The sequence below is a fragment of the Peribacillus psychrosaccharolyticus ATCC 23296 genome, from assembly GCF_000305495.1.
GTDB classification, from domain to species: domain Bacteria; phylum Bacillota; class Bacilli; order Bacillales; family DSM-1321; genus Peribacillus; species Peribacillus psychrosaccharolyticus.
Genome location: NZ_AJTN02000255.1, coordinates 1 through 19,875 on the forward strand (window position 1 = coordinate 1; position 19,875 = coordinate 19,875).

A 19,875-nucleotide genomic window follows, 5' to 3' on the forward strand; every position below is an offset into this window, starting at 1 on the left:
TAAAGGTGACTTGCATGCAATGGCTAGTAAAGTTCATCCGTTATTTGGTATTATTTTTACTACTATTCTATATTTAGCTATTGGACCTTTATTCGCTATTCCAAGAACCGGGAGCGTATCTTATGAAATCGGTGTTAAACCATTCTTAGGTAATGATGTTGGCTTTATGCCATTACTAATTTTCACACTGATTTTCTTTGCAATAACTTGTTTCTTTTCTCTAAACGCTTCAAAAATTGTTGATATTGTTGGTAAAGTTTTAACACCGCTGTTATTGATTTTTATCGGAATTCTAATTGTTACAGCAATTGTTAATCCACTTGGGGACTTTAAAGCGCCTACTGAAACGTATATGGACAATGCATTCTTTAAGGGTTTCCAAGAAGGGTATCTAACGATGGATACGCTGGCCTCTTTTGTTTTTGGAATCATTGTGATAAATGCAATCAGAGACAAAGGGATCACATCTAAGAAGCAAGTTATGTTCACATGCATGAAAGCAGGGTTAATTGCTGCAGGACTGCTTGCTATTATCTACACAGCACTTACCTATATTGGAGCATCGAGTGTTGGAAAACTTGGTTTATTAGATAATGGAGGTACCGTTTTATCTGGTGTATCTACTTATTACTTTGGGCCTAATGGGAGATTATTATTAGGATTAATTGTAGTCGCCGCCTGCTTAACGACAAGTATTGGTTTAATTACAGCTTGTTCATCGTATTTTCATAAAATTTTCCCTAGTATTTCTTACAAAAAAATCGCGATAATTTTGTCCGTATTCAGTGCACTTTTTGCAAACGTAGGGTTAATGAAGTTGATTGCGATTTCCGTACCTGTTTTGACAGCCATCTATCCGATTGCAATTTGTTTGATTTTCTTAACATTCTTGAATTCCGTATTTAATGGCCGTTCAGAAGTGTATATTGGCTGTATCGGGTTGACATTTATTGTTAGTTTGTTTGATGGATTAAATGCAGCAGGGATAACAATCAAATTTATTGATGATTTGTTCAATACAATCCTTCCGCTGTACTCCGTTGGACTAGGTTGGATTCTTCCAGCGATTATGGGCGGCATATTAGGATATTTGGTCACAATGGTGACTTCTAATAAAGAATATGTATAAGTGAAAAACAAAAACAGGCTGTCGAGAAACCCTCGACTGCCTGTTTTGATTTGCCCTTCTTTTTTCAGTGAATTAATATAAGGACAAATAAATGAGGTGATTTGTTGGAGAGTTTCACCATGGCTGTAATTAGTATTATTCAAGAAATACCAGAAAGTAAAGTAATGACCTATGGACAAATAGCTAGGTGTGCGGGCAACCCTAGAGCAGCGAGACAAGTGGTTAGGATTCTGCACTCAATGAGCGAAAAATATAATCTTCCTTGGCATAGGGTCATTAACGCAAAAGGGGAGTTAGGGATAAAAAATCCGGATTTATTGGCTGTTCAAGTATTTGCTTTAGAGCGTGAGGGAATTGTGATTACAGGAGGGAATCGGGTCAATCTTAATCGGTATCAATATAACCCATGAAAAAAAGAACCTGAAAGTTAATTCAGGTTCTTTCTGTGTAAGCTTATAATATCCACATGCCAATAAGACCGCAGACAATGCCAAGAACGACAACAGACGCCACTACAAAGGCAAGCACACGTTTTGGGAAGGACTTACTCACAATGATTAACGATGGAAGACTGATCGCGGGCAGTGTGACTAATAACGCTGCTGCGGGACCGCCTCCAAGTCCGAAAAGCATCATGGTTTGGATAATTGGAATTTCTGCTGCAGTAGGAATGACGAACAACATACCAGTAAGAGCAAAAAGGATAATGGCAATGATACCAGTTGCCGCTGCACCGCTCATTTCTGGGAATAACCAAACGCGGGCTGCACCTAGAAGTAAGACAGACAATACATAAGCTGGAACAACATATAAAACCATCATGCCTAGGCTTTTCATCCACCTGGTTAGAAATGATCCCTCAGGCTGTTTCTCTTGGCTTGCGATTACCTCATCAAGATCTACAGGTTGAACGTCTTTTGCAAATCGGTTTGCTAAGTAGCTGACACCAAACACGAGAATTAAGCCAAATACAACGCGTAATACGGTGAATTTCCATGACAATACGAAGGTCATGAAAATTAATGTCGCAGGATTAAGGACAGGGTTACCAAGCCAAAATGCCAAGGCTGCTCCTACGGAAGCATTACTTTTTCGAAGGCCTACTGCTAAAGGAGCTGCACAGCATGTGCACATCATTCCTGGCAAAGAAGCAAGTCCAGCAATGGCCGTGCTGCCAAAAGATGTTTTCCCAAGAACTTTTAACAGCCATTGTGCAGGTAAAAGTACTTGAATCAAGGAACCAAGAAGAATGCCTAGTACGGCAGCTTTCCAAACGGATTGGAAGTAGGTAACACCATAGCTCCAAGCACTATCCCATGAAAAGGGGGTATTTGATATATCACCAAGTATTGAATCTCCAATCGAATGAGTATCAATAGCTAAAATTGATTTATTATAATACGGCCACCATTTAACGTAGATTAATCCAACTACGGCAATTAATAGGAAAATAAAAATAAACCAACCTGTTTTTTTATTTCCTGCCGGTTGTGAAACTGAACTATTTGCTTGCACGATGGAACCTCCAGTAAAATTATATAATTAGATTGCGGTAAAAGTATATCATATAACTCATTGGTTTTAGGATTCTTTGCTTAGTAAATTTGGGAAATGTATGTGAAATGTAAATGATAAGCCAATACTACTAGTAAATACCTTTAAGATATTCAAATATTTTTCTGACTATTTTGAATATAAAAATGTTAATAATTTAAGACAGGAATTAAGGTTTATTTTTATTTGTGATCTATAATAGTAGTATATACAGACCTAGAAAAAGAAAGGTTGTTGTCAAATGACACACTCAAATAAAGTTAAATTAACCTCTTTATCTTCTAAAGGAGGCTGTGGATGTAAAATTGGTCCTGCTGACTTAGCAGAAGTTATGCGTTCGCTCCCCAAGCAAGCAGCAAATCCTAATCTTTTAGTTGGACTTGATACAAGTGATGATGCCGGTGTATACCAGTTGACTGATGAGTTAGCGTTAGTTCAGACGTTGGATTTCTTTACACCGATTGTGGATGATCCGTATGATTTTGGACAAGTAGCAGCAGCAAATGCATTAAGTGATATTTATGCAATGGGCGGGAAGCCGCTGACGGCTTTAAATATTGTGGCATTTCCCATTTCAGTTTTGGATAAGGAAGTCTTAGCCGATATTCTCCGTGGAGCAGGCGATAAATTAAAAGAAGCCGGAGCCACACTTGTGGGAGGTCATTCGATTGATGACAAAGAACCAAAATTCGGGTTAGCAGTAACCGGTTTAGTTCATCCTGATAAGGTTAGAGCCAATTCTGGAGCTGTACCGGGTGATTGTTTGATTCTGACTAAACCGATTGGAGTTGGGATTTCAACAACTGCCATTAAAAACAACTTCTTAACTGAAGAGGAAATTACACGGGTAACGAAAGTAATGACTACGTTAAATAAAACAGCCGCAGAAATAATGGAACCATTTGCTGTACATGCATGTACAGATGTCACTGGTTTTGGATTATTAGGACATGCTTCTGAAATGGCCAAGGGAAGTAACGCCGGCATTCAGATTTATCAAAAACAAGTACCGCTTTTAAATCGTGTTAGAGAGCTTGCGGAAAAAGGTGCAATCCCTGGTGGAACAAAAAATAATTTTGCTCATTTAGAAGGTTCGGTTACTTTCTCAGAGACAATTGATCAAATTGATCAATATATTCTGTGTGATGCCGTTACGTCGGGCGGGCTCTTAATTTCAGTTTCTGGAGACCAAGCTGAAGAATTGCTTGAATCTATGATTAAAGCTGGAGTTGAGGCAAGCATAATTGGCGAGGTGACAAGTATTCACCCGGGTCATATTATCGTTGAGTAATTTTTTAGATACAGAAGGGCGGAAGCATCATTGTTTCAAGATATGAACATAGATGAATTGTTGGCTTTAAGGGAAAAGAAAGATATTGTATTAATTGATGTACGATCACCATCTGAGTTCAGAGAGGCAACCATCCCAGGCAGTTATAATATTCCCCTGTTTGATGACGCCGAACGAGCTGAGGTTGGGACAATTTATAAACAGATAAGCAACCAGGCGGCGAAAAAAAGGGGTTTAGAAATTGTCTCAGCAAAGCTGCCAAACTTCATTGAAGAATTTCAGGGAATTGAGGGCCAAAAGGTTGTCTTTTGCTGGAGAGGCGGAATGCGAAGTAAAACGACTGCTACCCTTCTAAGTTTAATGGACGTACATGTCTGTCGTCTTCAAGGCGGAGTCAGGGCTTATCGGAAGTGGATTGTGGATCAGCTGGAAAAGATAGAAGTTAAAGCTGAACCAATTGTCTTGAACGGGTTTACCGGATCAGGCAAAACAGTTATCTTGCATAAGCTCGAGGAAATGGGGCATCCAGTTTTAGATTTAGAAGGGATCGCTAACCACCGAGGCTCAATATTTGGTCAGATTGGTCTTGAACCAAATAACCAAAAAAGTTTTGATGCCCTGCTGGTGGAGAAACTGATAGAACTGCAAAATGCACCTTATATTTTGTTCGAAGCCGAGAGTAAACGAATAGGGAAAGCAACTATGCCTCAATTCCTTGTTGATAAGAAGGAGCAGGGCTTTCAGGTGTTTGTCGACATGCCAGTAGACGAGCGGGTACGTCATATTATTGAAGACTATCAGCCTGAAAATCACCATGCCGAATGTCTGGAGGCTTTTAGGAAAATTAAAAATAGAATCCATACGCCAATTGCTGCTCAAATTGATGCGGATTTGTCTTCAGGTAATTATGCCTCAGGTGTCCGTCTGCTTTTAGAGCATTATTACGATCCAAGATATAAACATACTGCTGAACAATTTGCCCAAAACCGCAGAATCACTATTCAGCCCAAAAATGCTGATCAAGCTGTGGAACAGATTATTACTATCCTTCGTACTAAGTTTAAAACGGCCGTTTCATAAATTTTTCTTTTTTAAATGGTTTTTATTTACAGACTCCGATTGATGTTGTAAGGTTAAAGTAGATGAATGAGAAAGGGACGGTACTAGAATATGAAGTTATAATCTTGTTTTTTAGGAATTTACTCATGAATAAAAAAATGAGGAACCTGGAGAATGGGATTAGTCTGTCCTTTTACTTATTACAGTAGCAATCGTACACTAGTTTGTATGGTTTCTTTACCTTGTATAAGTCGGCCATTATGGCTTATTTGAACCTCTCCAGGTTTACTGGGGAGGTTCTTTGTGTAGAAAACCTCCTCATAAAAAACAACTAAGGAATATGGGGTGTTTGTATGGTATTAATTCAAGTACATCAGCTTAAAAAGAGTGTAGGAACAAGGGTAATTTTAGATGAGCTTTCATTTGACATACATGAGGGAGATAAGATTGGATTAGTTGGCTGGAATGGTGCTGGCAAAACAACATTGGTCAAAATTCTGATGGGACTCGTCGAACCTGACACGGGAACGGTGAAAAAAATTCCCGCATCACTATCAATCGGTTATCTGCCGCAATCTACAGAACAGTTTTCATTTGAAGGGGAATTGAATGAATCCGGTGAGACACTTTTAAAATCGGCTAGTCAGCTTGGTTTAACGAAGCCGCGCTGGATAGACAGCGAAACAAAGTATTTAAGCGGTGGTGAAAAGCTCAAACTATCACTTGCAAAAATTTGGGCTAATCACTCACAATGCCTGCTGCTCGATGAACCAACTAATCATCTTGATAGTAAAGGAATTAATTGGCTGATTACTGAAGTAAAATCTTACAGTGGTGCGGTACTGATTATCTCACATGACCGTTATTTCTTGGATCAAACGGTTAACAAGATATTCGAATTGGAAAAGGGAAAGTTAAACATGTATAACGGTAACTATTCAAGTTATCACAAGGAAAAACAAGACCAAATGATGCGGCAGCAGCACGAATTTGATAAACAGCAAAGAAAAATTGCCGATATTCAACAGCAAGTGAAAACATTAAGGCAATGGTCTGATAAAGCGCATCGGGAAGCTGGAAAGGGCGGTTCCAATGCAGAAAATCGTCAAGCTGGGTTAAGAGAACATGAACGGGTAAAGGCTAAAAAAAAGGATAGTCAAATAAAGTCGAAAATAAAGAGACTTGATCTGGAGTTATCTCAGCATACGGTGGAAAAGCCGGATGAAGAGATGAAGGTATCGTTCAATTTTGAGTCTACCAACAAACACGGAAAACGGGTCGTAGAAGCTAAGGATTTAAAGAAACAATATGGCAAACGAGTGATCTTTGATAAAAGTCATTTTTACGTAATGAATGGAGAGAAAGTCGGTCTCATGGGGTTGAATGGTGCTGGGAAAACAACTCTAATTAACCTATTGCTCGGGAAAGAGAAACCGACAACAGGCACCCTTTGGAAAAGTGAATCCATGAAAGCGGCTTACCTAAGTCAAGATGTGAATGATCTTCCTTTAGAAAAAACAGCATTAGACTATTTACAGAACGATCGAGAGAAACAATTAAAAGCACGGACACTATTCGCCAATATGAATATGAAAGAAGATAAACTGATTAAGCCTATGGCTGAATTGAGTCTGGGCGAACGAACGAGAGTAAAGCTGGTTCAGATGATTCTTCAGGAATATGATTTGCTGATACTAGATGAACCAACTAACCATCTTGATTTACCAAGTCGGGAACAGTTGGAAGAAACATTAGAAAGCTTTACGGGCACATTGATTATTGTTTCTCACGATCGGTATTTGATTAATAAGCTGTGTAATAGGCTCCTTGTCATTGAAAACCAAAGAATACAGCGGATTGACATGGGAATGGACGAATATGAAGGCAGTAAAAAGCCTGTTAATCAGGATGAGAAAGAGCGGTTGGAAGAGCTGTCGCTGATTGAAACCAAAATAACAGAACTGCTCGGGAAAATCAGTTTCGTAAAACCAGGAACGGAAGAGTATCTTCGCTTTGACCATGAACTAATAGAGCTGATGAAGAAGAAGCAACGAAGAAAAGGATAAACAGTAAGCAAACACCATCCGAGTTGGGGGGTGTTTGCTTTGTCTTAGAACCAAATTACTTTATAATGATAAGTAGGTAAATAAAATTATAGAATAATAATATAACGCGAAAGAGTAAGGAATATATCGGAGGATGAACAGGCAGATGAAAATAGAGTTGGGAAACAGACCGGCCTTTATCGAAGAAGAATTAAAGAAAATTCAGGCGCAGGTATTACCATTGTTAAAGAAAAATTCCACGTTTAGTACCTTGTCATTTATGCTGATTATTTTTTCACTGATGAATCTTATTTATCTTATGTTCATGCAGCCATCGGGTACAACATCCAAAGTCAGCATTGGCTTTTTTGCCCTTACAGGTGCGCTGGGAATGGCACTTTCCAAGGAAAGTAAGCTGTTGAATAAGGAAATTCTTAAGAAAAGCAGAGTGTATATAGAAAAAAGGATTCAAGCAGGGAGTTACTTGAGTGATCAACGTAAAGCTGCTTACCAAAAACAAATAGCGGAACAGCCAGTTTTGGTTATGAAACATTTTATTGAATTTTTAGCAGAAGAAGAGCGCACTAAAAAAAGAATGAATCCCTAGTAAAAAGAGGCTGTACCGAGTACAGCCTCTTTAATGTTATTATTTTATTTTTTGTACACGGCCTACTTGACCATCCGTCAATCGGACTTTTATACCGTGGGGATGGGTACTTGAATTAGTTAAGATATCCTTAACCGTACCAGTCGTTAGCTTCCCTGTTCGCTGGTCTGCTTTTAAAACAATTTCAACCTCAATGCCCGGCTTAATATCCTTGCGATTTTGTCCGTTCATTATACACCGGTCCTTCTATGTTGGTTATTCGGTTTTTTTGGAAGCTGACTTTTCATTTTTTGGGTTTGAACGGGACCCGTATTTAATTTTCCTGCTGACCCCTGCCCCTTCTTATTAGCGAGCTGCTCCTTGATGGCCTCTTGGAGACTGATTTTCTTTTTTTGTTCTGACATTAAACATTCCTCCTGAACAGGCTTTATTGTATATACAGTATAGCCTATTTTACAGGTAATATGGAACAAAACATATTCTTAATAAAAGAAATAATCATCTGGATTTTTTGCCGAAGGATTTTAATTGAGCTGAATTGGTGCTCTTACACTCGTATGCATTAGGAAAGCGGTTTAAAAAATCTGTTTCTTAAAAGTTGCTGATTATTATTTTTTTGGTAAGATATAAATAATTATTTAAAATAACAGAGACAATTATGTTAACAGGGAGGATTGTATGAAATTAGTGTACGAGAAAGACTATGGTGTAAAAGAATTTATAAATAAAAACAAAGACATATTTAAAGAAAAATTATTATCAGAAGCAGTAAATGTACGAAGTAAAATTGAAGAAATCTTATTAATCGGGAATATTGATTTATTAAATAATGCTAATAAATTGACGGTGTATATTGTCGAAGAGAGAGAAGAAGAACTGATTAGCTTTGCCAAACAGGAAGGGGTCGTTTGGGCAACGCATGCACTTACTCTATCTTTTAAGTTAGAATGGGTCCATGCCATTAGAAGAACCATTTGGGATTTTTTCTTCCATTATAATAATTTTACTAATCAATCACAGGAAGTAAAAGAATTCTTTAACTTGGAAAAGAAAATTAATGATCAAATTGATACGTTTTTAAATACTTTTATTGTAAGTTATTCTGATTATAAGGATAAATTGATTAGAAGGCAGAAAGAAATGGTTGAGGATTTATCCGTACCGATTATTCCAATTACTCCGACGGTGTGTATTCTCCCGTTAATTGGTTCAATTGATTCGTTTAGAACACAGATAATAGAAGAAAAAGTTCTAATTGAAATCGGCCGATTACGGATTCAGACCTTGATTATGGATTTATCGGGAATAGCTAAAATGGAAGCAAACGTTATTGATAACCTCATGAAAATCATTGATGGTACATCGATGATGGGATGTAAAACGACGATTACTGGGCTCCGGCCGGAAATCGTTCGAGAAGTAATTAACCTTGGCCTTTCTTTTGACAAAAACGTAGAAACGAAAGGAACCTTACAGCAGGCATTAAAGGATTATTTAATAATTGACTAAACCAGCTGAGAAAGCTGGTTTTTTTCAGTTTTTAGATAAGATTTGTTGACCAAAGCAGACTTGACGCATACACTATTAATAAACATATGAATACTTGCTCATATATAGTTTGTGAAGGGAGTCAACATGGATACTAATTATGTTATGAAAAATTTAAAAACAATAGATATTGAAGTGTGCGGCCAGACAGTCATCCATCCGGATATCATACAGCAGGTGAAGTCGAAGATGCCTGATCAGGAAGCAGTCAAAAATTTAGCTGAACTATTTAAAATTCTTGGAGATCCTACACGAACAAGAATTCTTTATGCACTATATGACTCCGAAATGTGTGTATGTGATTTAGCCGCTTTATTTTCAATGAGTCAATCATCTATTTCTCATCAACTTCGGGTGCTAAAACAAGCAAAGCTGGTCAAATACCGTAAAGAGGGAAAAATGGTTTTTTATACACTTGCAGATAATCATGTGATAACAATCTTTGAACAGGCATTTCAACATGTAAATGAAGGATAACGCTAGGAGGTGAGGAAATGGCTGAATCAGGAGTGAAAAAAGAGTATCTTTTAGAAGGATTAGATTGTGCTAATTGTGCAGCGAAAATCGAAAGAAATGTGAGTGGATTAACGGGTGTAACAAATTGTTCCGTTAATTTTGCAACGAAGACTCTTAAGCTAGAGACCGAGCCAGATAAAACTGGACAGATTATTGCTTCTACAGAGAGCATCATTAAAAAGCTTGAACCTGATGTGAAAATGAAAGATAAAAGTAAACCCGTTTTGTCTCGTCAGACATTTTATCTAGAAGGATTGGATTGCGCGAACTGCGCTATGAAAATTGAAAAACAAGCAGGTTTATTAACGGGCGTGTCGACGTCACATGTTGATTTCGTTTCAAAGAGACTTAGTTTAGGTACTGAAAAATCCGACGATCTAACCTCTAAGATTAGTGAGATAGTTAGAAAGCTAGAGCCTGATGTCGTGGTAATTCCAGAACAGGACTATAAATCAGCAAAGGAAGACGACAATCATAATCACGGATCTTCAGGGATAAAGATGTTATGGATGAGAATTGCGGCAAGTGCCGTGTTAACGTCAATTGCAGTTTTTGCAGATCTGCCATTTTTCGCAGAACTAAGTATGTTTATACTAGCTTATATCTTTGTCGGCGGTGATGTACTACTGAAAGCCGGAAGAAACATATTCCGCGGCCAAGTATTTGATGAGAATTTTCTTATGGCGATTGCAACCTTAGGCGCCTTTGCTATCGGAGAATACCCTGAAGCAGTGGCCGTTATGTTATTTTATCAGGTCGGTGAGCTGTTCCAGAGCCTGGCTGTGAATAAATCCAGGAGGTCCATTAGTGCTTTAATGAACATTCGTCCTGAATATGCAAATTTAACCACAAAAGATGGCACAATTAAGGTGTCGCCAGAAGAGGTTCATATTGGTGATTTAATTCTGGTCAAACCTGGTGAAAAGTTTCCTTTGGATGGAATCGTAACGTACGGGAATGCTGCTGTTGATACATCGGCACTTACCGGTGAGTCCATTCCTCGGGATGTGGAAGAAGGCAGTGAGGTTTTAAGCGGCTTTATTAATAAAGATGGGGTTGTAACCGTAAAAGTCCAGAAAGAATTCAGTGAATCCGCGGTTTCGAAAATCCTTGAACTAGTAGAAAATGCAAGTAGTAAAAAGGCGCCGACCGAGAATTTTATTACTAAGTTTGCCCGTTATTATACACCGGTTGTTGTAATAACGGCTCTGATACTTGCCGTGATACCGCCCCTGTTAATTTCAGATGCACTGTTCTCGGATTGGATCTACCGCGCATTAGTTTTCCTTGTGATTTCTTGTCCGTGTGCACTTGTCGTTTCGATTCCTCTAGGGTTCTTTGGTGGAATCGGCGGTGCTTCTAAAAAAGGGATTTTGATCAAAGGAAGCAATTATTTAGAAGCATTAAACGATGTGAAATATGTGGTTTTTGATAAAACGGGAACGCTGACTAAAGGTGTTTTCGAAGTGACAGAAATTGCCGCAGCGGCTGGATTTTCTAATGAAGAATTACTGAAATATGCAGCCTTCGCCGAAGTTTATTCGAGCCATCCAATTGCTTTATCCATAAAAAAGGCATATGGAAAAACAGTGGATGAGAAAGTGCTGCAGGACTATCTAGAAGTAGCAGGCCAAGGAATTAAGGTTCAAGCTGAAGGACGGGAAATTCTTGCTGGTAACCGTAAATTGATGATTGAAGAGAAAATCGACTTTACGGAACCAAAAGAAGGTACAGTCGTTCATGTAGCGGTTGATAGAAAGTATGCGGGGTACATCCTGATTTCAGATCAGGAAAAAGATGATGCGAAAACAGCGATTCAGCAACTAAAGGCCTTAGGCATTAAGAAGACAATTATGTTGACTGGAGATGCAAAAGGGGTAGGAGACGCAGTCGGGAAGAATCTTGGGATTGATGAAGTTTATGCCGAGCTGCTTCCGCATCAGAAAGTCGAAGAAATAGAAAAACTATTTAAACGGAAATCACCGAAGGAGAAATTAATATTTGTTGGAGATGGAATTAATGATACACCCGTTCTAGCAAGAGCTGATATTGGCATAGCTATGGGAGGACTGGGTTCAGATGCCGCAATTGAAGCAGCAGATATTGTCATCATGACAGATGAACCCTCTAAAATAGCAGATGCACTTTGTTTGGCAAAACATCATTTTTGCTTTAGGGGTTAAAGCGATCTTTCTTCTTCTTGGCGCATTCGGGATTGCAACCATGTGGGAAGCTGTTTTCTCCGATGTAGGAGTAACTGTCCTTGCTGTGCTTAACTCAATGCGTGTGCTGAAAGTGAAGGATTAACATAGAAATCGAGTGTAGAATCGTTCAGATTATACACTCGATTTTTTTATTTTGTAGTTGCGGATAATAAAAAAATGATTTATATTATTTAAAAGAAAAAAATGGAACAGGAGGGCTTTATATCAAGAGGTTATCTGCCATTTTTTTATCACTTGTATTAATAATTGGCTTTACATTAATGACAAATGAAACAGCGGACGCCAGACCAATTAAAAATAAATCTTATAAAAATTGTATGGCATTAAATAAAGTATTTAAAGGGGGCGTGGCAAAATCTCGGACAACCAAAAATAAAGGAGTCAAAATAAAAAACCAACCATTTGTCTCCAAAACACTCTATAATAAAAATAAAAAAAATGATCGCGATAAAGATGGAATAGCATGTGAACGATAGATACATAGTGAATGGAATAGAGGCACTTGATGCTCATGTTTGTGTGGGAACAGACAAACATGATGCTTCAAGCGCCTTTTTTCTGTTTTCATTTTCTAAGACAAACCCTCTAAAAAAATCTCACCATGGCCATGAGATTTGTTTAATAAGATGCAAAATCCTGTGCACTTCGGGCTTAAAGGTGTGCAGAAGGAAGTAAAACGTGTGCAGAACAGTCTTAAAAGTGTGCAAAACAGACCGAAAAGTGTTCAAATGCATTTTTGGACCTCTGGGGAAAGGTGTCAGCAATGGTGAGAGTACTATTTAGAGTTTGGTAAGATTCATTAGGGTTTACGAGTAAAGTGTAAAAGAAAAACTGCCGAGAATTTCTCGGCAGCCGTTGCTGTTAGATCGATATTGGGTAGTCAGTTTACACCGACCGCTGTAAACGCATTTTTGACTGTGGTCGTAGCTGCGCTTGTGGATCCATATAAATCAGAAGCTGATTGCACAAGTGCTGCCCGAGCTTGCGAGAAGGTAGACGAAGATGTCAAATAGACCGTATTCGCTCTGTAAAAAATTGCTCCCAATTTATCCACACCAATTCCAGTAACGGAAACGCTGTGATGGGTACCGCCGGCTGCAATCAAATAAGCCGCTTTATTAATAATCCCGCTGTTTGTGTGTACTCCGCCGTTATCCCCTGTTCCTGTATACCGATTCCCATAATAATCCGGGTCACCATTTAAGGCAGGGTTTGCCATCGAACGCAACGCATCACCGGAGGTATTCGGTGTGTAGATGTCTTCTCCAATTAAATAATCAGCTTTATCTGCTTGGTATTTAAATTCGACGACCGTTCCAAATATATCAGAAATGGCTTCGTTTAATGCGCCTGATTCATTTTGATAGATTAAGTTTGATTCAGTTGATGTGACCGCATGAGTCAATTCATGGGCAACGACATCAAGACCGCCTGATAACGGAATAAAGGTAGTTCCGTCGCCATCACCATATACCATCTGTGAACCATTCCAAAAAGCATTATTGTAGTTGCTGCTATAATGGACGGTCGATTTAATGATTGCACCGCTCCCATTATAAGAATTACGATTAAATGTGGATTTATAATAATCATACGTTTTTCCAGCATAGTAGTGAGCATCGACTGCTGCTTTGTTAGTAGTTGCGGTAAACGCATTGGTTGTATTGCTTACAAGTGTTCCTGGAAGGCTCGTCCGATTATTCGCGTTATACGTAAAAATTCCATTGCCGCGGGTATTGTCTTGTAAATAGTAACTTCCACTTGCAAGCGTTGTATTTAATGGAGAAACAGCATTATTTAATACGCCAGTTCCGCTGCCGACTGCATTACTGCCAGTCACTTCGTGAAGTGTATTGTACTTATTTAGAATTTCTCCCGTAGTGACCGCGATGAAATAATAATAGTTTCCCGGTTCAGGATCAAGGAAATTTAGATTTACCTTAAAAGCAAAATTCGCCTTGTCGCCATCTGCATAGACAACTAGTTCAGTAGAAGGCGATTGCTCATAGTCCGGGACAAACCCTAAATCAGTTTCAGCTAGTTTTACCGCTTCTGCTGAACTGACACCCTTTTTAGCTTTTTTACCTAATTTGTCTTCAAGATTCGCTTCAACTGTTCCAGAAACAACAGTTAACACGCCTTGATTATCAATAACTGCAGCCTGAGTAGATCCCCAAACTGGTACGCCTTCATAAGTCTGCTGAAGCTTTAATATCGTATTGCCAAATTCGTCTGTACTTTGCTTTTGAATGTTAAAGGAGTCTTTCGCCTTCTTTTTGCCTATCTTATAGGCCTGCTTATTTTTCTCGAAAAAGGTTAGAAGGATATCTTCGGCTTTCTCTGTGGATGGATCAGATAAATTACCAGCCTTAAATTCCATCGAATCCTTCTTCTTGTTATACCGTTCTTCGCTTAATACATTTTTTGCTGCTAAAGCTTGTTGCTGGGGAATAACAGAAAATAATAAACCAACAGATAAGGCCGTTCCTAACAATACTTTACCCTTCATACGTTCAACTCCTTCATCAGATTAATCTATTTTTATATCAATTTTAATAAATAGACAAACCCTTAAAGTCTAGAAAAAAGAGATCTTTTACGCGTATTTGAAAGATAAACCTACTATTTAATAGATATCTTTCAGTTGAATATTCCTGTGGTTATATTTATAGAATTTTACTATAATTGGTATAAATAGTTAATGAAATAAAGAGGATTCTCAAAATTCACATGTAAATAGATAGAATAGTAGGATTTAAATAAAGATAGTTGGGAGATATGCGAATTGAATAAAAATAGACTTTACCTAGCCAGTTCTATTGTTGTGATTTTATTACTAGTAATCTTTATCAAAGAAGGTAGTGCTGCGAGTAGTGAATCTCCGGGGAAATCTGTATCACCCAAATATAAGCCAATAACGGTAACGGTTACGGGAGATATTTTATTGGATAAGAGTGTAGGGGAAAAGATTAAAAAGTATGGAGTTGATTACCCCTTCAAATCAGTGGGACCGTTTTTGAAGAAAAGTGATCTTACAGCAGGAAATCTAGAAACGTCAGTTACTGTTAGAGGAACCGCTCAATCAAAGCAGTTCACGTTCCGCTCTAAGCCGGGGACATTAAAGGGCGTGTATAATGCAGGTTTTGACATGGTTAGTTTAGCGAATAACCATACGCTGGATTACGGACAGATAGGACTTACTGATACAATGACTAATTTGAAAAAATACAAAATCGGTTATAGCGGTGCAGGAAAGAATGAAAAAGAAGCGTTTCAGGTGTATCAGAAAGTAATTAAAGGGAAGAAAATTGCGATTTTGGGCATCAGCAGAGTTCTTCCAGAAACAAGCTGGATTGCAGGAGCATCTAAACCAGGATTGGCAAGCGGCTATTCAACTGAACCGATGATGAAATATGTGAAGAAAGCAGTGAAAAGCTCTGATTATACGATTGTCATGATTCACTGGAACAAAGAAAGCACGGATTACCCTGAGCCATATGCCCGTGAAATGGCGAAGAAGTTTATTGATGCTGGAGTCGATGCGGTGGTAGGCAGTCATAGTCATACGTTAATGGGAATTGATTATTATAAAAATGCACCAATTTTCTATAGTATGGGTAATTTTGTGTTCACATCATCTAGCGATAAAAGCTCGGAAACGATGATGGCGACGTTAACCTTTGATCAAAACAAAGTAGGTATTAAGCTTATCCCTGCGAAAATAATAAATGGACAGCCAAAGCTGATGAACGATGCCTATAATCAGAAAGTAATTAAGAAGCTGAATCGTTTATCACCCCGAGCGAAGATTAGCAAGAGTGGAAAGGTTAGTAAAAGGTAAGGTCTCTTATTATGGGATTCTCTCATCTAAAGATTGGGGTAAAAAGAATATGGTAAGAGAGGCATACAATTATGAAAGCTAAGCTAGCCCCATTTAATACATTAAGAAATCAAATTTCCATTGTCTTTATCCTTGTAATGATTATTGTTCTAGGGATCGTGAGCATTTTAACCTTTAATTTAGTGGGAGCCATGCTTAAAACGAATGCTGAAAAGCAAATCCAACAAACCGCAGTTCAGGCTAATGGGAGATTTGATACGTTATATGAACAAATTGATATGCTGACTAATCAGGTAGTAACCAATGAAACCGTTCAGACGCTTATGCAGAATATTATGAAGGGAGAAAAAGTGGGTATCCAGCAGCGTCAATCATTAATGAAAGTAGTTAATACATTCCAAGCCTATTCCAGTGGTATTCAATCCTTCGAACTATATACAGCTGACAGAGACAGGTTGTTTCCATTGGATGAAGAAGATTTAGATGCCCGAATTAATCCGAGTTTGATTGAAAGGGCTGATAAGGCAAAAGGACAGCTGGTTTGGATTGGAGAGGACTTGAAATATCCCAACTCCTTTTTAGCCATACGCAGAGTCAGCTTAATGAACCAATGGTTTTCCGGCGGTGGATATCTGCTGGTCAGAATAGAACGCAGTTATTTACACTTTTTAGAGATAGAAGGAGGAAATCAGGGAGAAGAGGCACATATTCTTCTAGATCGTAGTGCAAACCCGATTATTAATAGTTATGAGGGGAACATTAAGATGCTCGCCAATGAATACCGCCGAACCATCAGCGTCAATGAGAAGGACTTTCTCATCGTTAAGAATACATCAGATATCACGGGTTGGACTCTTTTTATCTTAACACCCGTTGATGCACTTACTAGAGGATTTACTAGTTTAAAGATTGCCATTTTAATATCTGGTATTATTGGCTTTCTCATTTTTATCTTTTCATCAATATTTATTTCAACCATGATAACAAAACCAATCTTGAACTTAACCAGAGTCATGAAACACGCGAAAGAGGGTGAACTGGTAACAAATCCTGATACATCAACAACGGTTGAGATTATGGAATTAAATCATACATATAATCATATGGTCGAGCAAACCAATTATTTAATTCAAGTTGTCTATGAAAAGGAAATAATGAGAAGTCGAACTGAATTGGAAGCCTTACAAGCCCAGATAAATCCACATTTCCTCTATAATACGCTGAACGCCTTATACTGGTCACTCATAGAAAAGGAAGAGGAAGAGCTTGCCGAGAATGTTGTTGCCATGTCAGATCTCTTTCGGTACACGATTAGTCATCCCAAGAAGGATGATTGGGTTACGGTAGGAGAGGAGCTAGAACAAATTGAAAGATATATGAAACTAATGAAAATGCGTTTTGGATATCGCTTGATTTGGCGGATAACCGCACCAGAGGATAGTTTAAAGATCGCAATACCAAAACTGATTATTCAACCATTAGTGGAAAATGCAATTCTACATGGTATTGGAAATCAACTAGGTACAGGTACCGTGTTTGTGAATTTAGAAGAATTTTCAAACCACATAATAATTTCTGTGATTGATGATGGACCAGGGATGAATAAACAAACAGTTGAAAGTATTCAAGAATCGATTGAGGGGACAGATTTTTCGTTTGAGAAGAACGGGATGGCACTTGTAAACGTCAATAAGCGACTGCGCCTCTACTACAATGATGACCCCGAGGCAGGAATCTCAATAACGAGTCAATTAGGCCAAGGGACCAGCGTTTCCTTTAGAATACCTATTAAAAGGGGCTTTTATGATGGCTGAAAAAAGAATTTTAATTGTAGATGATGAACCGAATACTAGAAAAGGTTTAGCTAAAATGCTCGAAGTCTGGTCAGCGGGAAGGTATCAAATCCTTCAGGCAGAGAACGGTCAAGAAGCAAGGGAAATAATTGAGAAAGATAAAATTCATCTGTTAATTACAGACATCCGTATGCCTGAAATTACCGGATTAATGTTGGTAGAAAGTTTGAAGAATGCGGGGAAAGATCTGGTAGTCATTATCATTTCCAGCTATTCAGAGTTTAAGTATGCCCAGGAAGCGATACAGCTTGGGGTGAAGAATTATTTATTAAAGCCCTTGAATAGACAAAAATTGATTGAGGCAGTTGAACAGGCCTTGGTGGACGAAGAAAGAATAGAAAGAAACGGCGTTATTGAAAAAGTCATTGACGAACATCTCTTTCATATTGAAGTTAAAAACGATCAAACACGCTTACCGATAAAAGAAGCTTGTCAGTATATAAATGAACATCTAAACGAACCATTGAGTCTGAGGAATGTGTCACAATCTGTTCATTTAAACTCGAGCTATTTCAGTTTCTTGTTTAAAGAACAAATGAATGTGACCTTTAGTGAATATGTGACACGGAAACGGCTGCAAGCCGCTAAGAAATTACTTATGTGTACCGATTTACAAATAGCCGATATATCGGCTGCAGTAGGATATAAAACCGATAAATACTTTATAAAATTATTTAAAGAACATGAAGGATTGACTCCCAGTAAATATCGAAAAAATGTATGATGAGGGTCTAAAGATAATGGGGTTTTCCCCAATCGTTGTGTCCTTACCCTTGACTAGTAATGATGGTAAACTTTGAGTGTAAGCAATTCAAGGGGGGATTCAAGATGAATAAGAAAGCGCATACATTATTATTGGTGCTCATGTTAGCGGTATTTTCAATACTTACTGGCTGTTCTAGTTCAGAAGAAACAAGTGGAAATACGAAGAAAACAATAAAATTCATGCATCTTTGGCCTGCAGGAAGCTCGAAACAGCAAAATAAAATTGTAACTGACATTATTAAACAATACGAAACAGACCACAAGGACATAAAGGTGGAAGTAGAAGTTTTAGATAATGAACAATATAAAAATAAAATTAAAGTATTATCTTCATCCAATGAGCTCCCAGATGTAGGGTTTACATGGGCAGCTGGTTATTTGGAACCCTTTGTAAAAGGTGAATTATTTGCACCTCTTGATGACGTTTTAGACGGTGGATTAAAGGAATCATTTGTTGCTGGTACTACTGAAGCCTTTGCGATTAAAGGAAAAACATATGGTCTTCCGTTAGAATTAAATATTGCACCAATTTACTATAATAAGAGTATTTTTGCTAAATATAATTTAGAAGTTCCTGAAACATATGAAGAGTTTCAAACCATTGTGAAAACGCTTGCCGCTAAAGGTGTGGCACCAATAGCACTTGGCAATAAGGACCGCTGGACAGGGTCGCTGTGGTATATGTATTTGGCTGATAGAATCGGCGGTTCAGAAGTGTTAACAAAAGCTATTGATCGTACAGGTTCATTTGAAGATCCAGCACTTAAAACAGCGGCTGAAGAAATTCAAAAATTAGTGGATGAAAAAGGCTTTATTAAAGGCTTTAATGGTCTGTCGAATGACGAAGGTAAATCAGAATTCATGAATGAAAAGGCTGCTATGTATTTAATGGGCTCATGGGAACTGCCGAATTTCACAACAAATGAAGAAATAGCTCAAGAATTTAAGGATAATATCGGATACTTTAAGTTTCCTGTTGTTGAAGGTGGAAAAGGGGACATTAACAGCTGGGTTGGCGGTCCAGGTGTAGGGATGTTCGTTTCTGAAAATTCAAAGGTAAAAGATGATGCAAAAGATTTTGTTAAATTCTTCGTTGAGAAATGGGGAGAGCAATCAGTAACCAATGCTGGGGTAATACCTGCAACAAAAGTAGATACTGCAAAGGTTGATCTACCTAAATTGTATATTGATGTATTAACTGACTTAAATAATGCCAGCAATTTAACACTCTTTGCCGATGTACAAATGAATGCATCTGTCGCAGAGACTCACTTAAATCTGATCCAGTCACTGTTCGGTAAGGAAGTTACACCTGATGATTATGTAAAACAGCATGAGGAAGCTCTATCTAAGGAATAAGCTGACGGCAGGCAAATAGAGGAAAGGACATGCCGCAATATAGTGGGGATGTCCTTTCCTTTTTTAAAGCAGGAAGTGTGCTC

Annotated in this window: 17 protein-coding genes and 1 pseudogene; 14 read left to right on the forward strand and 4 right to left on the reverse strand. The window is 38.2% G+C overall.

Going from position 1 to position 19,875, the window contains the following annotated elements:
• Together brnQ and WYK_RS21330 are read left to right on the forward strand one after the other, a co-directional pair.
• Window positions 1-1,129: branched-chain amino acid transport system II carrier protein (gene brnQ / locus WYK_RS21325; protein ID WP_040376453.1), on the forward strand; the 1,129-nt coding region annotated here is incomplete at its 5' end.
• Between the two features lie 119 nt (window positions 1,130-1,248).
• Entirely contained in the window at window positions 1,249-1,539 is a 291-nt protein-coding gene (locus tag WYK_RS21330) for an MGMT family protein (RefSeq protein WP_040376454.1), read from the forward strand.
• Between the two features lie 43 nt (window positions 1,540-1,582).
• On the opposite strand, the gene WYK_RS21335 is transcribed toward WYK_RS21330, so the two are convergent.
• Complete coding sequence (locus tag WYK_RS21335; RefSeq protein ID WP_040376455.1) at window positions 1,583-2,647, reverse strand: permease; 1,065 nt, start codon at window positions 2,645-2,647, stop codon at window positions 1,583-1,585.
• A 277-nt stretch (window positions 2,648-2,924) separates the two neighbouring features.
• On the opposite strand from WYK_RS21335, the gene selD reads away from it, so the two are divergent.
• The 4 genes from selD (at window position 2,925) to WYK_RS21355 (ending at window position 7,685) form a co-directional block, all read left to right on the forward strand.
• Entirely contained in the window at window positions 2,925-3,974 is a 1,050-nt protein-coding gene (gene selD, locus WYK_RS21340; protein WP_040376456.1) for a selenide, water dikinase SelD, read from the forward strand.
• A 30-nt stretch (window positions 3,975-4,004) separates the two neighbouring features.
• Entirely contained in the window at window positions 4,005-5,054 is a 1,050-nt protein-coding gene (mnmH, locus tag WYK_RS21345) for a tRNA 2-selenouridine(34) synthase MnmH (RefSeq protein WP_040376457.1), read from the forward strand.
• Window positions 5,055-5,386: 332 nt separating this feature from the next.
• Window positions 5,387-7,099, forward strand: a complete 1,713-nt coding sequence (gene abc-f / locus WYK_RS21350) for a ribosomal protection-like ABC-F family protein (RefSeq protein ID WP_040376458.1) — start codon at window positions 5,387-5,389, stop codon at window positions 7,097-7,099.
• Between the two features lie 145 nt (window positions 7,100-7,244).
• Window positions 7,245-7,685, forward strand: a complete 441-nt coding sequence (locus WYK_RS21355) for a DUF5392 family protein (protein WP_040376459.1) — start codon at window positions 7,245-7,247, stop codon at window positions 7,683-7,685.
• 39 nt (window positions 7,686-7,724) lie between these two features.
• Here the strand turns inward: WYK_RS21355 and WYK_RS21360 are convergent, their stop codons facing one another.
• Window positions 7,725-7,916, reverse strand: coding sequence for a YwbE family protein (locus tag WYK_RS21360; RefSeq protein WP_040376460.1), 192 nt, complete (start codon window positions 7,914-7,916; stop codon window positions 7,725-7,727).
• Entirely contained in the window at window positions 7,916-8,089 is a 174-nt protein-coding gene (locus WYK_RS25195; protein WP_169732075.1) for a hypothetical protein, read from the reverse strand. Before WYK_RS25195 ends, WYK_RS21360 begins: the two co-directional genes overlap by 1 nt.
• A 274-nt stretch (window positions 8,090-8,363) precedes the next feature.
• Here WYK_RS25195 and WYK_RS21365 point away from each other — a divergent pair, with 274 nt between their 5' ends.
• The 4 genes and pseudogenes from WYK_RS21365 to WYK_RS21380 all read left to right on the forward strand — a co-directional run bounded on the left by WYK_RS21365 (window position 8,364) and on the right by WYK_RS21380 (window position 12,450).
• Entirely contained in the window at window positions 8,364-9,194 is an 831-nt protein-coding gene (locus WYK_RS21365; RefSeq protein WP_040376461.1) for an STAS domain-containing protein, read from the forward strand.
• Between the two features lie 144 nt (window positions 9,195-9,338).
• Window positions 9,339-9,710: an ArsR/SmtB family transcription factor gene (locus tag WYK_RS21370; protein WP_040376471.1), complete on the forward strand. Its 372-nt coding sequence runs from the start codon at window positions 9,339-9,341 to the stop codon at window positions 9,708-9,710.
• A gap of 17 nt (window positions 9,711-9,727) precedes the next feature.
• Window positions 9,728-12,056, forward strand: a pseudogene (locus tag WYK_RS21375) (heavy metal translocating P-type ATPase).
• 121 nt (window positions 12,057-12,177) lie between these two features.
• Window positions 12,178-12,450: an excalibur calcium-binding domain-containing protein gene (locus WYK_RS21380; RefSeq protein ID WP_040376462.1), complete on the forward strand. Its 273-nt coding sequence runs from the start codon at window positions 12,178-12,180 to the stop codon at window positions 12,448-12,450.
• A gap of 404 nt (window positions 12,451-12,854) precedes the next feature.
• On the opposite strand, the gene WYK_RS21385 is transcribed toward WYK_RS21380, so the two are convergent.
• Window positions 12,855-14,483: a M4 family metallopeptidase gene (locus tag WYK_RS21385; protein WP_040376463.1), complete on the reverse strand. Its 1,629-nt coding sequence runs from the start codon at window positions 14,481-14,483 to the stop codon at window positions 12,855-12,857.
• Between the two features lie 276 nt (window positions 14,484-14,759).
• Here WYK_RS21385 and WYK_RS21390 point away from each other — a divergent pair, with 276 nt between their 5' ends.
• From WYK_RS21390 to WYK_RS21405, 4 genes are all read left to right on the forward strand, one after another.
• A complete protein-coding gene (locus WYK_RS21390; protein ID WP_081704996.1) occupies window positions 14,760-15,815 on the forward strand; it encodes a CapA family protein in 1,056 nt (351 codons plus the stop codon).
• Window positions 15,816-15,886: 71 nt separating this feature from the next.
• Window positions 15,887-17,629 carry a sensor histidine kinase gene (locus WYK_RS21395; RefSeq protein WP_040376464.1) on the forward strand — a complete coding sequence of 581 codons (1,743 nt, stop codon included), beginning with the start codon at window positions 15,887-15,889 and terminating at the stop codon, window positions 17,627-17,629.
• Window positions 17,622-18,392 (forward strand): response regulator transcription factor, encoded by a 771-nt coding sequence (locus WYK_RS21400; RefSeq protein ID WP_040376465.1) that lies wholly within the window; start codon window positions 17,622-17,624, stop codon window positions 18,390-18,392. The genes WYK_RS21395 and WYK_RS21400 overlap by 8 nt, the downstream gene beginning before the upstream one ends.
• 104 nt (window positions 18,393-18,496) lie before the next feature.
• The gene (locus tag WYK_RS21405; protein ID WP_040376466.1) at window positions 18,497-19,792 is read left to right on the forward strand and encodes an extracellular solute-binding protein; all 1,296 of its coding nucleotides are present in this window, start codon (window positions 18,497-18,499) and stop codon (window positions 19,790-19,792) included.
• Window positions 19,793-19,875: the final 83 nt, after the last annotated feature.

What these genes read in the sequence shown, in the direction of transcription:
- WYK_RS21330 (WP_040376454.1), top strand. Translation starts at nt 1,249, where the DNA reads ATGGCTGTAATTAGTATTATTCAAGAAATACCAGAAAGTAAAGTAATG.
- selD (WP_040376456.1), top strand. Translation starts at nt 2,925, where the DNA reads ATGACACACTCAAATAAAGTTAAATTAACCTCTTTATCTTCTAAAGGA.
- abc-f (WP_040376458.1), top strand. Translation starts at nt 5,387, where the DNA reads ATGGTATTAATTCAAGTACATCAGCTTAAAAAGAGTGTAGGAACAAGG.
- WYK_RS21355 (WP_040376459.1), top strand. Translation starts at nt 7,245, where the DNA reads ATGAAAATAGAGTTGGGAAACAGACCGGCCTTTATCGAAGAAGAATTA.
- WYK_RS21360 (WP_040376460.1), bottom strand. Translation starts at nt 7,916, where the DNA reads ATGAACGGACAAAATCGCAAGGATATTAAGCCGGGCATTGAGGTTGAA.
- WYK_RS25195 (WP_169732075.1), bottom strand. Translation starts at nt 8,089, where the DNA reads ATGTCAGAACAAAAAAAGAAAATCAGTCTCCAAGAGGCCATCAAGGAG.
- WYK_RS21365 (WP_040376461.1), top strand. Translation starts at nt 8,364, where the DNA reads ATGAAATTAGTGTACGAGAAAGACTATGGTGTAAAAGAATTTATAAAT.
- WYK_RS21370 (WP_040376471.1), top strand. Translation starts at nt 9,339, where the DNA reads ATGAAAAATTTAAAAACAATAGATATTGAAGTGTGCGGCCAGACAGTC.
- WYK_RS21385 (WP_040376463.1), bottom strand. Translation starts at nt 14,483, where the DNA reads ATGAAGGGTAAAGTATTGTTAGGAACGGCCTTATCTGTTGGTTTATTA.
- WYK_RS21395 (WP_040376464.1), top strand. Translation starts at nt 15,887, where the DNA reads ATGAAAGCTAAGCTAGCCCCATTTAATACATTAAGAAATCAAATTTCC.
- WYK_RS21400 (WP_040376465.1), top strand. Translation starts at nt 17,622, where the DNA reads ATGGCTGAAAAAAGAATTTTAATTGTAGATGATGAACCGAATACTAGA.
- WYK_RS21405 (WP_040376466.1), top strand. Translation starts at nt 18,497, where the DNA reads ATGAATAAGAAAGCGCATACATTATTATTGGTGCTCATGTTAGCGGTA.